A 19,897-nucleotide genomic window follows, 5' to 3' on the forward strand; every position below is an offset into this window, starting at 1 on the left:
GAAGCATTTTATTGCTTCTGGCATTTTTGCATGTGAATTATTTGCGTCCACTTAGTAAATCGTCGCAGATATACGCATATGCCGGCAGTTGGTCGATATAGAGTTTCCAGCGCCGCTTAATCTCGGCCAGTTCCAGCGGATCGGCGTCCTCAATGTCGTGATCGTTTCCTGTCATCTCCATAACATCCATCGCAACATCATTCAGGCATTCCCAGCAGAGATCTGCCGCAGACTCTATCCTGTTGCCGGTGTCAACATAGAACGGGTCAAGGGAAATAGCCAGCCAAACATAGCCAACTTTGTCTGACCAAACCAAATCATAAGCGGTCATTTGTCGGATGTGTTCCTTAAACACCTCACTGATGCGTTCAATCTCGTTTTTGAGCATACGCTTGATCTTGTCGCTCATAGTTTCGGTGCCGGTCTGGCTGAAATGGACGCGCACCTTGTAGGTGGTATTGCCGATTTTCTTGACCAGCGCGGGAGCGTCCTCCGGCGCTCTGGCCGAAGTGGTGTCTGCGGTCTGCATGGTACGGGTTTTTTCGTTCATGGCGCTCATTTCTCCGGGCGGGGCTGCGCCGTCCGGCAAAAAATTACTCGTGCTTACGGTTCGCAAGGTCTTTCGCCGCCAGTCTTGGCATCACTCCTTCCAGGACAAAAACAAAAGCTGCCTGGTTCTTTGTGACAAGGCAGCTTTTGTTAGTTGTTCTTGAAGTAGTCGCGGGAGAGTCTAGTGCGGAGCACTCATGTACCACAAAGTCAAACGCATGAATCTGAAAGGCAGCTGTCCGCTGTTACAAAATGCACAAAAGACAAACGATTATAGAAGAAATTTATGGGCACTATTTCTGATTGGTGATATAATCCAAGAAAAGAGAGAGCTTCCGATAAATGCTTGAAAAGAGCACTTAACTATGATAATAACCTGTTTTTCGCTTTAACAGCAGGAGGTCTTTATAATGAAAAGATCCCGAAAAATTTGGGGCGTTGTTTTATCCCTTATGCTTTTATTAAGTGCTTGTTCGGATAGTTCTCAATCTGATCATTCTCAAGCGGATAGTTCTCAAACTGTTAGTTCTCAATCGGATAGCTCTCAAACAGATAGCTCTTCAGAGAAGGTAGACTCTAAGATTGGTTCTGCTGAAGAACGAAGTGAAAAATTTATTGAAAACTTTAATGGAGTGATTAAAAAGCTATTCTGTCTCAACACAGGCAAGCGTCGGTGTACAAGGGGTACAAACGAGATAAAATAGAAATGAGGGGCGATAGAGCGGAAATGTCAGATTTTCCACTCTATCTGAACACGGTCGCTGGTGGCCTTGATTGTAGAAATCAAGCCATCGGCGGCTTTTCTTTTGTCGTCAAAATCTATGCTCTCCCAGTTGTCGAGATAATAGGACAGTTTCTTTATCTGCTGGGGCGATATGGTTTCGACGCTCAAATCGGCTATTGCTTTTGAAATGGTCTGACGGCGGGTGTCCAGTTCTTCGATTTTCTTGTTGGCGTAAGCAAGCAAGGTCGCATTGGCTCCGGTCAGCGTGTCCAGCAGTTTTTCAATTTCTACCTCCACCTGTGCCAGCTCTACTTGATAGGCTGTCAGCTTCGGATTGACCTTTTCATCTTTGCCGTGGAGTATCTGAAAATCCTTGAACTTCTCCTGCATGGCCGAGAAAATGAATTGCTCAAATTCTTCTTTGCGGATTTTCCCGCAGCCCGGACAACCTTTGTTTTCCGTCCGTTTGGTACAGCGAAAATAGCCTGTGCTGTTTGGTACATGAGTGGCTTTCAGCGCATACCCACAATGCCCGCATTTGATTTTCCCGGCCAGCCAAGTGTTTTTCGGTTTTCGCCCCTGCTGGAAGGTGGTGTTTGCCATGAGCTTTTTCCGGCATTTCAGCCATGTGTCAGAGGGGATCAATGCTTCATGGGGAGCAATAACAAGTATCTGGTCTTTTAGGCACCTGTCCTTGTCCTCCTTCACATCCCGCCCCTGATAGAGATAACAGCCGTTTGTTCCGGCAAAATCGGAAGCGTCATTGACAATCGCCGCGCCCTGGCTCTTGAAAAACTCGTACAGTTCCAAGTCGGCCTGTGCGTAAACAGGGTTCCGTAAAAGCTGGGAAAGGAAACTCCGAACCATTGACTTTTCGTAAATCTTGATACCCTGTTCCTCAAAATAGCGGGTAATGTCTCCGAAAGAAATTTCCGGCTCGGCGTACATCTCAAACATCAGCCGTACATGGTCGGCGGCTACGGGGTCGGCAACCATCTTTTTTGTACGGATACCCTCTACCACGGTGGGCTCCAACTGATAGCCGTATGGAGCCTGCCCGCTCATGTGAAAGCCTTTCAGGCACCGGGAATAGTAGGCGTCCGTGACGCGCTTCTGGATTGTTTCACGTTCAAGCTGGGCGAATACAATGCAGATATTCAGCATAGCCCGTCCCATCGGGGTCGAGGTATCAAACTTTTCTGTGGATGATACAAACTCTACATCGTACTCTTGAAACAGCTCCATCATATTTGCGAAGTCCAGTATAGAGCGGCTTATCCGGTCCAGCTTGTACACGATGACCCGCCGAACCTTTCCCTTGCGGATCTCGCCCAGCAGCTTTTGAAACTCCGGCCTGTCGGTATTTTTGCCGGAATAGCCTTTGTCCTTAAATACCCGGCAGCTCCCACCTTTCAATTCATACTTGCAGAAGTCAATCTGACTTTCAATGCTGATACTGTCCTTGCGGTCTACTGACTGTCTCGCATAGATGCAATCTTCTCTGATAAATTCCATATTGGGCTCCTTTCCTTGTTGGAATGGAGCTACCAACCTTACAACTATATTATACTATCAGCAGCCCCGGACAACAATGTTGCGAATGGTTAGTGAAATCTGTCCCCGTACTTACTGAACACATCGTAAAGACGGCGTTCAATTTCTTTTTTGCGCTGTTCCTTCTCCTTCGGGGAAAGTACCGGCGTGAGGCTTTCCAGCACAATAGTTTTCCCTTGAAAGGGTACAGACTTTGTTTCTCGTTGATATGTGACGGCCTGTGTCATTGAAAACCTCCTTTTCAGAATGGGTGTACTTGCCAGCGTTTCCCTCTTGTCCTGTGGGGAAATGTCAAAAGGCGGCACCCGCTGGTGCCGCCCTTTGAGCTTTCTCCACTTCGGGCCGATGTGGCCCGAGGTCAGTACGGACTGGAGTGGAACTTCTGTTTGGCGTCCTCCACGCTGTTGAGATCAAAGACTTCATAAAGCTGTCCCACAACACGACGAATATCCTTCTTTGAAAAGCCGCAGTCCTCCATTGCCATGATGACATAGCCGCGGCAGGCATCGTTGCTCCATTCATCCGGCTCAAAACCGGGAAACATCCCAAACGCATTTTCCATAAGAAACTCCTTTGAGAAAAAAGATGGGGAGCCCCGCCGGATTGGTTGGCCTATCATCAGACAGCATTGCCGGAGGGCTCCCCACAGGTTTTTACTACATTACAGACACACCGGACGGGCATAGGCTTTCTGCCCCATAGTATTTCAACTCTCCCCATTCTGATGGCAAGGCGTTCTCATTGCCTGCGACGGCTCACGGCTTGCAAGGCCGCTTCAACGCTCGGACTGTGACTAAACGCAAGTATCCGGGTTATGTACCTGTTCCGGTGGAGCCAGCCTTGCCCCACCTATGGCATGAGCCTGATCGCTCGCCCTGTTTTATAGAGACTGTATTCTCCAAAAGCAGAGGTCGTGGCGGGCCTGTCACACAGCGCATTTCCCTTCGTATCCGGGTGCCTTTTTATTCAGTTTTCGATTTGCATGAGGGCTTGTCCGAACCTCGGGCCACCTTGACCCGAAGTGTTTTGCCTCTCATAAGCCATTTCATTTTTTGGCCTAAATCGGTACACCTCACAAAGATTTTTTCAAAATTTTTTCCAAGTGCCGCAGCCCTCGCTCGATTGCCACACGGACTACTTTCTCATTGACACCTTCTGCCCGGGCAATATCCTGTTTCGTCATGCCAAGAATGAAGTGGGCGTAAATCCGTTTTGCCTGTTTGTCCGGCAGGCTGGCAATAGCAGCGTGAAGCTCTTGCATGGTGACTTTCCGCTCGTACAGCTCATGGGGCGAAAGTGCGACAAAGACAGCCTCATGCTCCAGCCCATCATCCCGATCAAGGGAATAGTAGGCTTTATGGCGGTATGTACGCAGCCGGTAAGCAGCCTCCTTGCGGTCAAATTCTTTGAACATTTCAGCAACTTCGTCCGATACTTCCATGAAGCAATCCGATGTATAAAACGGGTAATAGTCCCGCAGATTGATAATAGCCATATTGGCCTCCGTTTCGGTTGGTGGTTGACGAGTGACCGAAACGAAGGCGGCGGGGAGCGGCACCGGGGAATGACTTCGGGCCAACATGGCCCGAAGCAGTCCCATAAGAACGCAAAAGCGCCCGGGCGGCACAAGGCCACTCGGACGCATGAAATGACATAACAGTTAAGGTTCCAAAAAATTTCACACACATAGCCGGAATGACCCGGAGGCGGGGCTATGCTTTTTTTAGCTGGATTAGGTCAACTGACCCGCAAAAGAATAAAATAGACATGGCGGCTCCCTCCCAGGGCCGCCAATCTTACACACTCCTTTAGATAAAATAAGAGCGGCGGCCTTGAGTGTTCAAAGTCGCCGCTGGGATATGTAGAATGAGCGCACAATATCAGCCTGCCCCGCAGCGTTTTTTTCTTTCCCCGTTGGGCGGGGCAGGCTTTTTGATATATCAATATATGAAATAAAGAAAGCCGACAACAGACAAGGCTACTTTGTCTGTTATCGGCTCTGCGTCTGTGCGTCTGGCTCTTTGATAACTGTTATGTTCATGTGATATGCAGTAATAAGTGTTTCTTGCTTACATTTGGGGCAATACAGGGGGAAATTTATTAGCACCGTATCCCCGCGGATCTTTAGCCGTGTTTTATTATGGCACATAGGGCATAGTACCCATTGAATTTCATGCAATGTATCACCATCTTATCTACTTTTTCTTATTATTCTTCCATGCTCTGTATATTGCATTTGCGATAGGAAGCAAAATACATATTGCTACAAACCAGCCCGGAAAATGTGGCATAGTTACTCCCTCCTCCTTACATAAAATTAGACATTGCCAACGCAGCACAGACAACAGCAATTAAAAATGACACAACTATCCTTGACACGGAAAAGCTGTACAATTTTTCTGGATGATTGATGTCATAACGAACAGAAATTGTAGTTCCAACTTGTGATGCCATAGGTACTTGTATTCTGTTTTGCGATTGATAGGTTTTTCCTTTTACCTTGTATGAAAAAGTTGCCCATTTTGAATTGCGGAATTTTGAGTTCTGAGGGTTTGGTGTTTTAATTGAAATAATTGTTCCAACTACCCGCGCTGTTTGGTTCCTTTTCAGCAAATACTGAATGAAATTTATAAAACCAAAGACAAATGCCAAAATAGCAATGATATAGAGAAAAATAGTATCTCTCATAGTCCCACCTTTCTTTATGCTAAATCAGTTTCGTTGTAGATTTTTATAGACAACATAGACGACAGCACCAAAATTATAAAGCCACCCACTAAAACGCCGCTATAAACAAAATAAGCGGGGATTGAAGCAAGAAAATCCAAGTTGGCGGTATCCATTCGCATAAGCATAGGGAGAATGAACGGTGAAGCAACAATAATAACGGCAAATGCAAATTTTGTTTTCTCGTACCCCAGCTTATATTGAATTGGCAAGTAAATCCCAATGAAAACAGATGTTACAAAGAACATAAGGATAAACAATGCTATGCCAGATGTACCCAGCCCCGGAATAAGAAGTGTTTCAATTCCAAAAATGATGCAGCACGCAACATATATTGCAATACAGAAAATGTATTTTGATAATACCATCATGCTCCTTGAGAACGGCGTGGCACATAGTAATGTTGTAGCTTTAGGAAATTGATACTCTTTCAGAGATACATATTGAAGCAGCATAAAAACCGAAAAAATCACGGAAAGGATAAAACCAAAAGTTCCAGCAAACTCTGGTGTCCGCCAGCGCATGACCGGCGGAATAAGAATAGCAGCTACCAACACAATCAGAACATACTTCTTAACAATCAAAAAATCTTTTTTTATCAAATGAAATAACATTATTCTTTTCCTCCTTCAATATTGCCGAGCATAATATCCTCGATTGTCGGACGCTCAATAATAATGTCTGGAATATACTGCTGAACCTCAGACACCCTTTGGGTAATTCCAGTAAACCCATAAGCTGTTTCAGAAATTCGTAAGAAGAGCTTGCGGATATTTTCGTCCATCTTACGCATATCACCTTTAACGATACGGTAACTATCCAGCAAGGTATCTTTTTCCTCTTGAAACACAATGCGTCCATTGTCAATCAGAATAAGCATATCGGCAATCTTATCCAGATCGGATGTAATATGCGTTGAGAAAAAAACACCTTTTCCGCCATTGCTCATGTAGTCTGTCAGTATGGTTAAAAGTTGTCCGCGGATAAGCGGATCAAGGCCACTGGTCGGCTCGTCCATAATCAGCAATTCGGCATTATGTGAAAGCGCCAGTGCAAGAGCATATTTCATTTTCATGCCTTTAGAAAGTGTATTGATTTTCTGCTTTGGACTGAGTTCAAACCGCTCCATATATTCCTTGAAATCCCGTTCACTCCACGCAGAGTATGCCGAGGCAATTACATCTTTCATTTCAGCTAATGATAATTCGTCATAAAAGCAGCCATCATCCAAGACAACGCCAATACGATCTTTGATTTTACGAGCATCTTTTTCAATGTCCATACCAAAAAAATTGATATGACCAGAAATGCGACTGGTAAGCCCTAATATAGATCGTAGAGTAGTTGTTTTGCCTGCGCCGTTAACGCCAATAAATCCCGTGATACATCCTTCCGGCAGGGTAAAGGAAACATCCTTCAAACTGAAATTGTCATACGATTTATTTAGGCCAGTTACTTTCAAAATATCGTCCATTTCAATCCTCCTCGTACAGAATATCCATCATAGCATTTAATTCATCTTTGGTAATTCCCATTGTTTTCGCCGTCTGTATCATATCTTGCATTTTCTGTTCCACAAGGCGGCGCTTAGAATCTCGCAATAGTTCAATATTGCTGGTTGATACAAAAGTACCCTTTCCTACTTGACTTGTGACAAAACCTTCTTTTTCCAGTTCCTCATAAACCCGCCGTATGGTTAAGACGCTAACAGACAAATCGTTTGCGAAGGCTCGAATAGATGGAAGTGGATCACCCTCGACTAATTCCTCTTTTAAGATAGCATCTTTAATTTGGTCTTTGATTTGCTGGTATAGAGGATTTTCCGAAGTATTAGAAATCAATATCTTCACAAAGTATTTTCCTCCTGTGTTTTAATGTGATGTTCCTACATACACACTATACACTACAAACACAATAAAGTCAAGAATAGCTTACCTGAGCAACTTAAGAAGCAGGAGGCGAAATAAAATAGCCTTTTATATAAAATTTCATTACATTCTCATAATCAAACCCGAAATGTACAATGATATAGGGTGATATGAGAATGAACCAAGATGAAAGAAGGTTTGACTTTCACGGGCTCGGGCTCGCTTTGAAACAAGCCAGAGAGGAAAAGGGCTGGACGCAAGCCTATGTGGCGGAGCTGGTCGGCAAGACTGACCGCACCATTATGAACATTGAGAACAAAGGCCAGCACCCCAGCTTCAACCTGTTTTTCAAACTCGTCACTCTGTTCGACATTTCCGTAGATCAGTTTTTCTATACAGAAGGTCAGCGTGGAGAGAACAGTTGCAGAAAGCATATTGATGTGCTTTTAAGCTCGATGAATGAGAAAGAGCTTGTTGTCATGGAGGCCACAGCCGAAGGGCTCAAGAAAGCCAGAGAAACGGAGGTTCAGGAGTAAGAGCCTCCGTTTTTTCATGCCATTTTGGGGGCTGCCGCTAAGTGGCAAGCAATGCCTCCGTGGCCACAAAGGCTCGGACGCTGCTTGTTGGGGCTCGCCCCAAACCCGTATCTTCGGGCCAACATGGCCCGAAGTATTTGCGTCGCTTTGCTCCTTGTTTTCATAACCTCAACGCTCCTTTTCCTGCTTTCTGCCCGGCTCGGTGTAGCCCAGCAGAGTATCAATATTTGCCTTGATGGTGACGATCTCCTGCATATCCCGGCGCGCTTTCTGATACTCTCCATAAAGGCGCTTTTTCTTTGCCGTGAGCTTACGGCCTTCCTCCTTCAGCACATCCATTTTCGGGAGCTTCGCTCCGCCCAGCAGACGGCGCATTTCCGCCTGTGCCGCCCGGTACAGCTCAATATCCGCCTCATGCTCCGCAAGGAATTTCCGGCTGTACTTCGTAGCCTTGTACTGCTCAAAGACCGGGCGCGTTTTGGCATACTGAACCGTTGCGGCTTTTAGTCCGGCATTGGTTTTCATGGCCTGCTCCGTCTGCTTGATCTGCTCGGAAAGTACATGGAAATGGTCGGTTGCCTCGGTGGCTTTCTGCACCAACTGCTCATAATCAGTCAGGCCGTTGTCCTGTATATAGGCGAGGGCAGCGGCCATCTGCTTGATGTTGAACACCTTCGCCCACCGCTCGTAGCCCGGCCCCTTACCGGCAGCCAGCTTTGCTTGAATATCCACCGCCAGACTGATTTTTTGCTCCGGGCGTCCGGGGCGTTTTTCTTTGCTCTCAATGGCGGCAAGAATATCTTTCAGATCGTAGCCGTCCCCCAGCGTAGAGGCCCGCAGACGGGTAAAGCGTTCCTGTCCCTGGCCGGTCAGCCGGAAGCTGATACCACCGCCCCGAACCTTCTTGACTTCATATCCGGCTCGCTTCATCAGGCCGAGAAATTCGCCCAGATCGGCGGGGCGCTCCGCCAGCGCGGTATCAATGGCAAGGCGCAGCCGGTCCTGATACGAAAGCGGGGCTTTCCGTTCTTTCTGCCACTCCCCATAGTTCCGATACTTGCCCTTGCTCCGGGGCTTCGGGTTCTCCACGATGGACAGCCCGTTTTCAAGGCACAGCCGGTCAGAGAGCCGCCGGAGGGCGAAGCTGGAGCCCCAGAAGTTTCGGAATTTCCGGGTGCAGTCAAGGGTGGTGGAGTTGTAATAGATGTGACAATGGATGTGCTGGCGGTCTGTGTGCGTGGTAACGATAAAAGCGTGCCGCCCCTTCGTCCAGCGCATAGCCAGCTCATAGCCGATACGGTTCGCCTCCTTCGGTGTGATCTCCCCCGGATAGAAGGACTGTCGTATCTGATAGCACAGCACATCATTGGCCTTTTTCTGTTCCCGGCCCGTCATGGCGGCATAGCTGGCCTTTGCCAAAAGAAACTCGTCCGCCACGGTAGCGGGGTCGCACTCATAAGCGGAGATATACTTTCCGCTTTCTGTTTTCTCTGGGTTTTTGCCATAGTCCAGACAATCCCGGATGGCCTCGGCAATCGTTTCGCCTTCGCCCGCATGGCGCTGCAACAAAGTTGTGGTAGCCAGAAATCATCCCTCCCTTCGATGAAAAGAGGCGGCCCGTCCAGACCGCCCCGACTTCGGGCCATTATGGCCCGAGGCTGTTCAACTTGCCAGAAACCGATACAGAGCGGACTTGCCTCCGTCCAGAGCCCAAAGCAGAGAGCCAGCCGCCGCTTGCAGCCCATACGGCGAAAGGAGGAAGGCGAGGAACAGAAATACAATCCCGCCGATGGGTGTCGGCGTGAAAAAAAGGGCGATACCCAGCACCGCTAGGATCACTGAGGCAATCGTCAGCAGGAAGGCGCAAATATCAAACAAAAACACCAGCAGAGCCGCCAGAAGGGACAGCACCAGAGCGAAGGGCGCAACTAATATTTTTAGCAGTATCTTCATCATCAAAACCTCCTTTAGTCTTTCTATCTCTATTTTATCATGCCTGCCCGGGGACATAAATGTTGCGAAAGATTAGAGAATCCTGTCCTAAATCTATTTTCAAATAAAAACGGATGGTCTAATGAAACCATCCGTTTTTAAACATATTCTATTTGTCCGGCTTGATAGTTTGTTTAACCAGTTCGGCTTTTTGTTTCTCAATGAGATTTGAGTAGACTGCATAAGCAACATTTTGAAAATAATCGATATACAAACTCTGGTCACTTGCAGGCAAGGGGGCCAAACGTTCTATACCGTCATCTTCAAGCTGGTATGTTTTTACAATATTGATTTTCAAGTCGGTTTGCTTAAAATTCACATCGATTACTATTGTTATCGGGAGTGTCTTGTGCGAGAACTTGTAACTCATACTTGAAAAAATAAAACCTTGAGACATACATTCCTTTACAAAATCATTATTTCTTAACCCGTCACCTTTTAAAATCGCACTACTAATTCCCGAAAGGCGTCCGCTGGGTTCAGAAGCATCAATTTCGCCTGATGTAGTCTCGTCATTTTCATCATCAATGCTTTTTTCATCTTTGTTTACAGTAACATTAATAATGTCTGTTAGTTTCCATTCTTTGTGAGTGTACGCGCCAAAATCATCAAAGAAATCTACCTTGTGTGCCTTTAAAAGACTTGCTAAAGTTATTCTTTTAAGACCAAATACAGCCTGTTCACTATCTTCTTGAATCATTTCATCCAGAAGTGTGACAAACTGTTTTGATTCCGACATTCCTTCGTGCCGTATGCTAACTTTAAACTTCTGCGAATCATCTTCTAACGGGGAAATGGTAACATCTAAAGTCACTGTTCGCGTTTCAGCAATTTTAATACGGCCTCTTTGGGGTTTTTTATATATGTACTGCAATGTTACGCTGGTTTGATTTCTTGCAATGTTTTTTAATGTATACTTAGTATTCGAACTACGACCTTTATTGACAAATTCATCTGCTATACTCGTCAGAAAATCTTCTTGGGACTGTTCGCTTTTAGGAGAGATTATGACAACAGTAGACTTCAAGTTGTTTTGCTCAAAATTCATAACCTCTTGCATCTGAGTCATAGTTGCAGAGCCAAAAAAATGATGGTGTATCAAGTCAGAAAGAGCCTCTGAATTAGTACATACGGGAAGGATACCTTTTTGCCGTAAAACATATTTGACACTTTGAGCGTTAATTAGTTTATCGTCTATTAATTTTTTAAGGTCATCCCCCTTAACAAAGGATTGAACTGCCATTATTCTCGCCTCCCTTATGACTCATAATAGATTCTTGATAAACGACGATTGTCCATCAGATAATATTTAAAAGTATCTTTTTCTGCGAACATTTTTGAAAAAGATTCTTTAATGTGATCTATGTCTTTTTCTGTTTCAGGATAAAAATAGAAATGAACTTCTTGATAACGATCACTTCTCGATTCTAATTGTAATTCATTAATCATATCCTGCAAATACTTTAAAGAATCATCTGTAACGTGCTCAAAACAAAACAGGGCCTTTATATCAACCTTTGTTGTAACGCCTTGGTTGGTTGCACTTTTAATATAGGATGCCAAGATGTAGTCGGAAAATAAATATGTTGGCGTGACTACAGGTGAACGATCCCAGGTAGAACCACCAATGGATGGATATATAATGCCAAAGCTATTTTCAATACTGTTTTGCTTAATTTTCGCAATTTCAGCATTAAAAGAATACCATTTTTCAAGCCTACTATTATCTGCAAGATAAATCATTAGAGGATGGCGACGTCTTGGAACCTTAATTTGGGAAATGCTTTTTAACGCACGTTCCATCTCGTATATGTTATCACTTGAATTATATAATAAAATCCCACCGATTAAAGTATATTCTTCTAAATATGTAGTTAAGGCAGGAGATGTTGAAGCACACTCAATAGTATTACACAATTCCTCAACCCATAATGACAAATTACTCGGAATAAAGTTAGACCATTCGCGATGTTTGCATTCTATAATAAAGGCCTCTTGGCGTTTAGTGAAAGGATTATAATACCCTGCTAATATATCTACACCATGCGTTTTTTTGTCAGAAGATTTTGCGTTTTTATGTGCAGCTCTTATGCAGTCAATTTGAACATCTTGAGCTAAAATCTTCCATTCCAAATGCTCAAAAATAGAATTTCCATAGTGCTCTAATTTTTTCCCAATTTTTTGACTAAGTTCGCCCATCAATGTTCACCTCCATTCAGCAAAATTTGATGGAGAAACAATATTTCTTCATCGTCCATCGAGGAACGAGACTTATAAACGGTAACTCGCCCCTTTGCAGTAATTCGGAGTTTAATTGAGCTATTATCACAGTAAAGAATAATAGTCATGCTTGAAATTTTATCATTATATTTCTGTAGGATAGAAAAAGCATCTCCATACGATGAGAGATCCACAGTAAAGTTGCCAACAATATCCTCCGTAAAGAGAAAATCTTGAAAGCACACTTTAGAGACTTTTAACTTATAACCTTTCAATTTTTCTAATAGAGTGTCAATCGTAACTTCGATACTATTAATGGAAATAGGCGCTAACAAATTCGATAGCTCAAATACTAATTTGTTTGCCGAAGTTTTGTTTCCCCAAATTTCCAAAAAACCATCCGTAATGCTGAAAGAAATAACATTTGCTTTAGGAACAATACGATATTCAAAAACTCTCTGCTCAGGGTTATAATAAGATTCTTGAGCATTTTGGACAATGACATATTCGCCCAGTAGTTCATTGGCGCTAATCATTTCCAAATTAAAATAGGTATTTTCATCTTCTGGATAACCTTTCAAGCGTGAATATATTGATTCTACATTGATTTCTACTGGTGAACGCAATTCATATATAAAAATACTGCTGGAAGCCATCGAGTTACCTCCTTTAAAAATGTTGTCAGAATCTACAATTAATACAATTATACGACTATATAGAAAAGTTATCAATGTCATGGCAGGCAAAAGTTATCATCAAAATAAAAAAGGAAGGGCGACAGGAAAAACCTGCCGCCCTCATCTTATTTTGCCACCAGCTCGGAGAGCTCCCGCAGCACCTTTGACACCTCGCTCCACAGCTTTTCATAGTCCCGCTTCAATCCGTCGATTTCCTCCGGGTACACGCCGTAGGTGTGCGCGTGTACGGTGACCTGATTGAGATTGTTGGAACAGCGCCTTTGCAGAGAGATCAATTCTTTTATGGGCGCAAGGTCAACATGCAGGATATACCCGTTCAGAGCCATCTTCCGCACATAAGCCCCGGCATTGGAAATGCCCGCTTCGGCCATCCGCTCATGGATGGCCGCCAGCTCGTCAGGCGTCACCATGACGTGCAGATGGACATTCCGCTTTCGGTTCTCCATCAGCGTTCCAGCTCCCGGCCCTTTCTGCGCTCTTTGGGCTCCTTCACTTTGTCCAGCGGCTTTGCGTCCAGCTCCGGGGGCGCAGGCGGGATGGGCGTGTTATTGGGTACGCCGTCGATCATGTTGCGGTTCTGCTCCGTGGAGAGCTCGGCGGTTTTCAGATAGTTGTCTTTTTCGTGCATAGCGATCCTCCTTCTGTTCTGAACCTCGGGTCAACATGGCCCGAAGTGAGGTATGTTACGAAATAAGGGAGCAAACCGGGGCGGGATGGGTTGCAGTATTCCCGCCCCGGAAACGCCCTCAAAAAAGCCCGGAATATCAAGCCTTTCGGGGCGGTAAATCGTAACCGCCGCCCGGCCTTTTCTCCCGCATTTTCCTCATGCGTTCCCGGCTTTTCCAGCGGTTCCCTTCGGCTTTGCAGGCGTCGGAACAGTAGGCTTGACGGCCTTCGGGTAAAAATGCCCGCCCGCAGACCGCACAGGCCCGAAGCTCCGGGGAGCTGCCTTCCACGGTCAGCGCCGCAAGAAGCTCCGGGTCAAGGGGCAGGACGGCCTCCCGGAAATAGCGGCAGTACGCCCCTGTCCAGCATTTGTGCAGCATATAGCAGCCACAGTCCAGCGGCAGGCACAGGCCCGTTTCCCGGTCATAGTTGGCGCACATTCCCGTGACAAGGGAACGGATTTTTTTCTTCTCGTCACGGGTCAGCTCCCGGGCGTCCATTCAGGACTTCGGGCCACGATGGCCCGAAGGGCGGGGCTCCACGATCAGCGCCCGGAATTTCTTCCGACACTGTTTTTTCCTGCCTTTGCACTCCTTGTAGTAGCGGCATCCGGTACAAGGGTCATCGCTGCCCCGGCCCGGCCACGGCACTTCCTTCATCATTCGTTCAAAGGGGCTGTTGGTAAAATTCACTGGCGGGCCTCCTGTTCTTCCGTGTCCTCGTCCCACGGAGGGGTATCCTCGTCCTCGGGTTCCTCTGCGATTTCCTCCGGCCCTTCGTCCTCATATTCGCAGTAGTCGTCCTCCAAGTCCGGCGCTTCGTGCTTCGGCTTGTAAATCTTGAAGTAATAACCGGCACCGCCGCCGATCAGCACCACCGCCCCGATCAGGAGCAGCGAAAGAAGTGGGCTGTCTGTTTTTTCGGCCTCGGGTTCGGGTTCCGGCTCGGTCACTTCCTCCACGGGTTCGGTGGGCTCCGGCTCCGGTTCGGGGGCCACTTCCTCGGCTGGTTCCTCGCCCTGTTCGGCAAGAGGCAGAAGGTCATCCACGGTTACAGCGTTGAGGAAATAGACGTTTTCGCTGGTTTTCTGCTTGTCGATCACCAGATAGAAAACACTCTCGTCTGCGGTGGTAATGGTGTAGAACTCTTTGCCGTCCTCGTCGGTGGCGTTGTCCACCACCGTTCCCGTTCCATCCGGGGTAAAGGGGTTCTGGGTTTCCGGCTCCGCCTCGGTTTCCACCGGGGCGGGAGTGGCCTCAGGCTGCGGCTCATTGCTCTGGGCGTAAGCCGGGACCGTAAAGATCAGGCAACACAAAAGGCTGGCAGTCATCACCGCCAGCCTGCGAAATTTAGTTTTCTTCATGGGCCGTGTCCTCCTTTTCGGGTGCCTCCGGCTTCGGGCCATTATGGCCCGAAGCGGCAAGGCTGTTTTTGGGGTCGTTCAGAAATGCCATCAGCTCGGCGGGGGTCAGTTTGAGAGAGCGCACCGCCTGCACGATCTGGCTGTTTTCTTCCTCCTGTTTCTGCTTTTCCAGTTCCCGGATTTTGGCCTGCCACTCGGCGGCCTTCTCCCGGGCCTTTTCCAGCTCCTTATCGAGCTTGTCGATCTTGTTCATGCAAGGGCTCCTTTCTTCTGGCTCACAATCGCCCGAAGGCGTAGAAATGTGTCTGCCAGTAGCTTGAATTGATATTTGCGTATTGGATGGGAGAACCACAATGGAGCATCATCCCGTCGCCCACATAAATCCCCACATGGGACACAGGGCCGGGGCTGTCATAGGTTCCCGTGAAAAAGATAATGTCGCCCGGCTTTGCCTCGGAGGGGGAAATGATGGCACACTGGTTGTAAATGCCCTGCGCCGTGGTACGGGGCAGGTTGTGGACGCCGCTGGCCGTGTACACCCAGCAGACAAAGCCCGAACAGTCAAAGGAGGTGGACGGGCTGGAGCCGCCCCACACATAAGGCCAGCCGATGTACTTTGTCGCCTCTGCCATGAGCGCCGCAAAAGCCGGGTCATCCAGCGCCTCGCCGGGTATCTCATAGCTGGGGCCGGTGTCCTCGCCGCCGGTATAAATTCCTTCCCACAAATAGGGCTTGTTGCCTTTGAGCTGCTGCATAACGGTGTAGATTTCCCGCTGCTGTTCATCCAGCCTCGGCAGGATCACGGCAGGCAGCGTTTTGTTTGTGAGGGTCACATTGAGGATGTAATACTCATAGGGGACTTCCTCGGTGGTGGTTTCTCCGGTTTCCGGGTCGGTGCTGGTTTCGGTGCGGTAGCGTATCTCGATTTCCTCCGTCAAGGTCAGCTCATACTGCGCCTCGAAGATCTCCCGCAGCTCGTCCTGCACCTGCTCCCGGAAATAAACATGGTACTTTGCCGAGAGATAGGACGCCAACTCATAGGGGTTGTGGCCGATCTCGTCCACGGAATAGCGGTACTCGTCATAGCCGGGATGGGTGCTTTCGATGTTCGCTACCGTCTGCGCCAGTTCATTTTCCAGCGCCGTGTAGTCCTCATCCACGCCAAGCAGGTCGGCGTCCTCCGAAGCATAGGAAGTGCCGGACACCGCATTGGCAAGGCCGCTGCCAAGCGTGGGAAAGATGGAGCTTACCGCCGACAGGATATAGCAGACCAGCAGCAACAGCACCAAAACCAAAACCGCCACAGGATGACGGGTCACAAACTGCGCCGCCCGCCGGGTCACATTCCCCGAAGCGGCAGCGGCTTTCTTTGCGGCCTTTGCGCTCTGTTTTGCCGCCGTCTTTGCCTCTTTGGAATACCGGCGTTTCAGTTTCCACTTCTGCTGTATCCGGGACAGCGGATTGCTTGCAAGCTCCGGGTGTTCGGCGGCCATCTTCTGAAACTCCACATTGGCCCGGGCTTTTATGTCCTTCCGTTCCCACTTTGCTACCTTCCGGGCCGGGTGTTCCCGCCAGCGCCGTTTGGCATACCGGGTCAGTTTCCGGGTCCCGGCCTCGGCGGTCAGCTCGGATTTATGCGCTCCTTCCACGCCCACATTTTCATGCTCGACTTCGTGGATTTTGTTGTGGAGATAAAACCATGCCTCGGTGCGGGCTCCCCGGACGGCTTTCTTTGCAAGCCCCGGCGGCTTCTGCGCCGCCCCTTTCGCCTCGACCTTATCCAGCTTCTCCCGGGCCTTTCCCAGCTTTTCCCCGGCGCGCTCCGCTTTGGCCTGCGCCTTCTGGTACTTGTCCTTTTTACTCCCGGCTTTCTCGGCGGAGCCCTCCGGCTCCTGCGCCTTGCCGGTATCCTGCGGACCGCCTCTGTCATCCTCCTGCCTCATGCGGTCAGAAAGGCGGGCTTTCCGGCTGTCCTCTTGAAACTTGCCGCTTTTGGACTTCGGGCCATCATGGCCCAAAGCGCCGGTCTGCCCGGTATCCTCGTCCTCAAACCACAGGCGTCGGGACGGTGCGGGGGAAGGCCCTTCCCGGTCAGCCGGTCCGGGGCGAGTGCTCCCGGTATCCTCCGGCGGCCCCGGCCTTTGAAAATTCCGTTTATCCGGTTTCTTTCCGATGGCGTATCCCTCCTTTCCGAACCTCGGGCCATCATGGCCCGAAGTGTGTTACGCCCGCTTCATTTCCTGTTTCTTGTCTTCCGGGCGGGTGGTCATAATGGCGTACAGCTCGGTATTCTGCGGGAAGCGGTCAACAAACGGGATGGTGGTGTTCCCGAAGAACAACAGTCCTTCGCCGGAATTGGTGTGGGTTACATAGGAAAGCTGGTGGGGGCTGATACCGAGCTGTTTGGCTAAAATCTGCCTGTCGCCCTGCGCCTGCGAGAGCAGCACAAGGAAGTCCGAGTTTTCAAAGATGTTCTCGATCTCCGGGCTGGCAAGGAAGTCCTTCACATTCTGCGTTAAGGCGCTGGGTACGCAGCCCTTCTTACGGAGCATTTTCCAGATCGCCACACAGTAGCTTGCCGTCAGCCGGTCACGAAGCAGCACATGGAACTCGTCGAAGTAGCACCATGTAGCGATACCGCGCAGAAAATTCATGGACACCTGCGAATTGACAAGGTCCTGCATAATGAGCATGGCAATCGTCCGAAGCCCGGCCCCCAGCTTTTTCAGGTCGAGGCACACAAGGCGGCGGTTCAGGTCCACATTGGTTTCATGGTTGAACACGTTGAGAGAGCCCGACACATAGATTTCAAGGGCCGTCGCCAGCCGTACCGCCTCGCCCTCGGGCTGGGAACAGAGCAGGTCATACAGAGTTTGGAGGGTCGGCATTTTCGTCGTCTCCGGGTTCTGCAAATGCTCCCGGTACATCTGGCGCACACAGCGGTCAATGACGGTCCGTTCTACCGGTTGCAAGCCGTCCTTGCCGCCGACGATCAGCTCCATCAGCGACAGGATAAAATCGGCTTTCAGCGCCATCGGGTTTTCCTCGTCGAAGCTCAAATCAATGTCCATCGGGTTAATGTGGTGCGGGCTGTCCGGGGCGATCTCGATGACCTGTCCGCCCAGCCGCTTGATAAGGGGCGAATATTCACCCATCGGGTCCACCACGATAATCCGGTCACGGGTAGCAAGGAACACGTTCACAAGCTCCCGCTTTGCGGCAAAGGATTTGCCGGAGCCCGGCACGCCGAGGAACAGGCCATTGGGGTTTTTGAGCTTCTTCCGGTTTGCCATGATAACGTTATGGGAAAGAGCGTTGAGCCCGTAATAGACGGCCTCGCCGTCCATGCGGAGCTCCTGCGTCATAAAGGGAACGAAAATAGCCGTGGAGCTGGTGGTCATGCCGCGCTTGATCTCAATGCCGTTATGGCCCAGCGGCAGGCTGGAAAGAAAACCGTCCTCCTGCTGGAAGTCCAGCCGCTTCAAGGTGCAGTTGTATTTCTGAACGATACCCGACACCGTGAACAGGTCGTTGTCCAGCTCCCGACGGGTCGGAGCCATGTTCACCACAAGGAAGGTCAGCAGGAACATTCGCTCGTTCCGGCTCTGCAAATCTTCCAAGAGGGTCTTTGCGTCGTTGCTGTACGTCACAAGGTCGGGCGGGAGTATGTCCATGTCATATCCGGCCCGGGCGGCTTTCTTCTGTTCCTCCACCTTCATCTTGTCAATGTCGGAGACTTTGGCCTTGATGGATTTCACGGCGGCAGCCTGATCGACGGTCTGGATATGGAGCGTGATCGTCATTTCTGCGTCCATTTCCAAAAGCTCCGCCAGCAGCTTGTCCGAGAGTTCCGAGGCCAAAATCTGCAAATAGGAGGCCGCGCCCCAGGTCGTCCCTACCCGGAACAGGCGGCTGAAACGGAAGTCGAAGCTGTCCGGTGCGATAAAGTCCTTTGTGGAAAGGCCGGTCTGGGGTATCATATCCCACGAAAACCGGAAGGGGTCGGTGCCGCCGGGGTGGAGCTGCCCGTGAAGGAGTTCCAACCGTTCCAGCCCCGAGAGGGAGCGGCACTTGACGCCCAGCTTTTTGAAGTTGCCGCAAATGTCCGCCTCCACACGTTCCAGCCTCGCCCTTGCGGTGGAGAGGTCGTCCACATTCACACCGAAGGTCAGGAGCTTTGTGCGGACAATGCCGTTGTTGCTTTTTGCAATCTGGTTTTCCAGCATTTCCACATACTCACGCCGGACGCTGTTGTAGTCGTCCTCCTGCATGGGGATGTTGACGCTGTACCGGCTGCCCGGGCGGCTCCGGTGGTTGAGAAAAGAAAGCTGAAACGGCAAGGAGCTGTCAAAGTAGTTCAGACAGGCGCTCCACCCGTCAAAGATGGCCGCCTGATCTTCGGTCTGGGCGAGCTGGTAGTTGATGTCCTCGTATTCAATGGTTTTGGTGTAATAGCGGTCCTCCACCCGGCACACCCCATCCCGGTACATTTCCCGGTAAGGGAGTGTCTGCTGGGCGGTGGTGGGAATGTCCTTTCCCTTTGTGAACAGGCCGAGAAGGCCCGTCTTGTCAGGCTTTTTGCCTGCGGGCTTTCCGGCCCTTCTGTTGTTTTGCAATCGGCTGCGCCTCCTTTCTGGCGCCAAGCAGCGCATAGAAGTTTTCGGTTTTGTAAGGCCGCACCCGGGGATAGAGGAACCGGGTGCGGATGATGTTTTTCAGCACCTTTTCCAGCGGCAGGCCGTCCCGCTCATACATGGCGAAAAAGAAGAACGGGAGCATGAGGCCGATCATCAGGAACATGGCGGCGCTGTTTCCGATACTGCCACGGGAAAACAGGTAGGCCGGAAGGCCCACCGCCGCCGCGCCGGAAAAACAAATAAGCTGGCGCTTCGTGAGATTGAAGGCCAGCTTTGTCTTGATTTTGGACAGGTCTTTGGGTACTGGCACATAGGCCATTTCGTTACACCTCCTTTGCCGCTTCGGGCCAACATGGCCCGAAG

Annotated in this window: 26 protein-coding genes; 2 read left to right on the forward strand and 24 right to left on the reverse strand. The window is 49.2% G+C overall.

Going from position 1 to position 19,897, the window contains the following annotated elements:
* Positions 1-37: 37 nt before the first annotated feature.
* Positions 38-550, reverse strand: coding sequence for a transposon-encoded TnpW family protein (locus AC127K_RS00825; protein ID WP_483721217.1), 513 nt, complete (start codon positions 548-550; stop codon positions 38-40).
* Between the two features lie 409 nt (positions 551-959).
* On the opposite strand from AC127K_RS00825, the gene AC127K_RS00830 reads away from it, so the two are divergent.
* Complete coding sequence (locus tag AC127K_RS00830; protein ID WP_483721218.1) at positions 960-1,253, forward strand: hypothetical protein; 294 nt, start codon at positions 960-962, stop codon at positions 1,251-1,253.
* A gap of 26 nt (positions 1,254-1,279) precedes the next feature.
* Here the strand turns inward: AC127K_RS00830 and AC127K_RS00835 are convergent, their stop codons facing one another.
* The 9 genes from AC127K_RS00835 to AC127K_RS00875 form a co-directional block, all read right to left on the reverse strand.
* Positions 1,280-2,788, reverse strand: coding sequence for a recombinase family protein (locus AC127K_RS00835; RefSeq protein WP_483721219.1), 1,509 nt, complete (start codon positions 2,786-2,788; stop codon positions 1,280-1,282).
* 89 nt (positions 2,789-2,877) lie between these two features.
* On the reverse strand, positions 2,878-3,054 hold the full coding sequence (locus tag AC127K_RS00840; protein ID WP_166435075.1) for a hypothetical protein: 177 nt from the start codon (positions 3,052-3,054) through the stop codon (positions 2,878-2,880).
* Positions 3,055-3,185: 131 nt separating this feature from the next.
* Positions 3,186-3,389, reverse strand: a complete 204-nt coding sequence (locus AC127K_RS00845; RefSeq protein WP_021419835.1) for a hypothetical protein — start codon at positions 3,387-3,389, stop codon at positions 3,186-3,188.
* Between the two features lie 510 nt (positions 3,390-3,899).
* Complete coding sequence (locus tag AC127K_RS00850; protein WP_087396779.1) at positions 3,900-4,322, reverse strand: RNA polymerase sigma factor; 423 nt, start codon at positions 4,320-4,322, stop codon at positions 3,900-3,902.
* Between the two features lie 495 nt (positions 4,323-4,817).
* Positions 4,818-4,976 carry a cysteine-rich KTR domain-containing protein gene (locus AC127K_RS00855; RefSeq protein ID WP_483722158.1) on the reverse strand — a complete coding sequence of 53 codons (159 nt, stop codon included), beginning with the start codon at positions 4,974-4,976 and terminating at the stop codon, positions 4,818-4,820.
* A gap of 158 nt (positions 4,977-5,134) precedes the next feature.
* A complete protein-coding gene (locus AC127K_RS00860; protein WP_099322290.1) occupies positions 5,135-5,515 on the reverse strand; it encodes a DUF3592 domain-containing protein in 381 nt (126 codons plus the stop codon).
* A 14-nt stretch (positions 5,516-5,529) separates the two neighbouring features.
* Entirely contained in the window at positions 5,530-6,168 is a 639-nt protein-coding gene (locus tag AC127K_RS00865) for an ABC-2 transporter permease (RefSeq protein WP_321199468.1), read from the reverse strand.
* Positions 6,168-7,028, reverse strand: a complete 861-nt coding sequence (locus AC127K_RS00870) for an ABC transporter ATP-binding protein (protein ID WP_483721220.1) — start codon at positions 7,026-7,028, stop codon at positions 6,168-6,170. Before AC127K_RS00870 ends, AC127K_RS00865 begins: the two co-directional genes overlap by 1 nt.
* 1 nt (position 7,029) lies before the next feature.
* Entirely contained in the window at positions 7,030-7,404 is a 375-nt protein-coding gene (locus AC127K_RS00875) for a GntR family transcriptional regulator (RefSeq protein ID WP_087231096.1), read from the reverse strand.
* 188 nt (positions 7,405-7,592) lie between these two features.
* Between AC127K_RS00875 and AC127K_RS00880 the strand changes: the two genes are divergently transcribed.
* Positions 7,593-7,958: a helix-turn-helix domain-containing protein gene (locus AC127K_RS00880; protein WP_180963101.1), complete on the forward strand. Its 366-nt coding sequence runs from the start codon at positions 7,593-7,595 to the stop codon at positions 7,956-7,958.
* Positions 7,959-8,126: 168 nt separating this feature from the next.
* Here the strand turns inward: AC127K_RS00880 and AC127K_RS00885 are convergent, their stop codons facing one another.
* From AC127K_RS00885 to AC127K_RS00950, 14 genes are all read right to left on the reverse strand, one after another.
* Entirely contained in the window at positions 8,127-9,527 is a 1,401-nt protein-coding gene (locus AC127K_RS00885; RefSeq protein ID WP_483721221.1) for a relaxase/mobilization nuclease domain-containing protein, read from the reverse strand.
* A gap of 93 nt (positions 9,528-9,620) precedes the next feature.
* Entirely contained in the window at positions 9,621-9,914 is a 294-nt protein-coding gene (locus AC127K_RS00890; RefSeq protein ID WP_483721222.1) for a CD1845 family protein, read from the reverse strand.
* A 145-nt stretch (positions 9,915-10,059) separates the two neighbouring features.
* Positions 10,060-11,193: a hypothetical protein gene (locus tag AC127K_RS00895; RefSeq protein ID WP_483721223.1), complete on the reverse strand. Its 1,134-nt coding sequence runs from the start codon at positions 11,191-11,193 to the stop codon at positions 10,060-10,062.
* 14 nt (positions 11,194-11,207) lie between these two features.
* Positions 11,208-12,149, reverse strand: coding sequence for a PD-(D/E)XK nuclease domain-containing protein (locus AC127K_RS00900; protein ID WP_483721224.1), 942 nt, complete (start codon positions 12,147-12,149; stop codon positions 11,208-11,210).
* Positions 12,149-12,826: a hypothetical protein gene (locus AC127K_RS00905; protein WP_483721225.1), complete on the reverse strand. Its 678-nt coding sequence runs from the start codon at positions 12,824-12,826 to the stop codon at positions 12,149-12,151. The genes AC127K_RS00900 and AC127K_RS00905 overlap by 1 nt, the downstream gene beginning before the upstream one ends.
* A gap of 146 nt (positions 12,827-12,972) precedes the next feature.
* The gene (locus AC127K_RS00910) at positions 12,973-13,314 is read right to left on the reverse strand and encodes a plasmid mobilization protein (protein ID WP_483721226.1); all 342 of its coding nucleotides are present in this window, start codon (positions 13,312-13,314) and stop codon (positions 12,973-12,975) included.
* Positions 13,314-13,496, reverse strand: coding sequence for a DUF4316 domain-containing protein (locus tag AC127K_RS00915; RefSeq protein ID WP_483721227.1), 183 nt, complete (start codon positions 13,494-13,496; stop codon positions 13,314-13,316). Before AC127K_RS00915 ends, AC127K_RS00910 begins: the two co-directional genes overlap by 1 nt.
* Positions 13,497-13,632: 136 nt before the next feature.
* Positions 13,633-14,034 carry a cysteine-rich VLP domain-containing protein gene (locus AC127K_RS00920; RefSeq protein WP_483721228.1) on the reverse strand — a complete coding sequence of 134 codons (402 nt, stop codon included), beginning with the start codon at positions 14,032-14,034 and terminating at the stop codon, positions 13,633-13,635.
* Positions 14,035-14,226: a hypothetical protein gene (locus AC127K_RS00925; protein WP_036744833.1), complete on the reverse strand. Its 192-nt coding sequence runs from the start codon at positions 14,224-14,226 to the stop codon at positions 14,035-14,037.
* Positions 14,223-14,897, reverse strand: coding sequence for a DUF4366 domain-containing protein (locus AC127K_RS00930; RefSeq protein ID WP_483721229.1), 675 nt, complete (start codon positions 14,895-14,897; stop codon positions 14,223-14,225). Before AC127K_RS00930 ends, AC127K_RS00925 begins: the two co-directional genes overlap by 4 nt.
* Complete coding sequence (locus AC127K_RS00935) at positions 14,884-15,150, reverse strand: DUF4315 family protein (protein ID WP_006574806.1); 267 nt, start codon at positions 15,148-15,150, stop codon at positions 14,884-14,886. Before AC127K_RS00935 ends, AC127K_RS00930 begins: the two co-directional genes overlap by 14 nt.
* 22 nt (positions 15,151-15,172) lie before the next feature.
* On the reverse strand, positions 15,173-16,840 hold the full coding sequence (locus AC127K_RS00940; protein WP_483722159.1) for a C40 family peptidase: 1,668 nt from the start codon (positions 16,838-16,840) through the stop codon (positions 15,173-15,175).
* 279 nt (positions 16,841-17,119) lie between these two features.
* Complete coding sequence (locus AC127K_RS00945; RefSeq protein ID WP_483721230.1) at positions 17,120-19,549, reverse strand: VirB4-like conjugal transfer ATPase, CD1110 family; 2,430 nt, start codon at positions 19,547-19,549, stop codon at positions 17,120-17,122.
* Entirely contained in the window at positions 19,467-19,853 is a 387-nt protein-coding gene (locus AC127K_RS00950) for a PrgI family protein (protein ID WP_021419855.1), read from the reverse strand. The genes AC127K_RS00945 and AC127K_RS00950 overlap by 83 nt, the downstream gene beginning before the upstream one ends.
* Between the last annotated feature and the right edge of the window lie 44 nt (positions 19,854-19,897).

The sequence above is a fragment of the Subdoligranulum sp. DSM 23681 genome, from assembly GCF_057005535.1.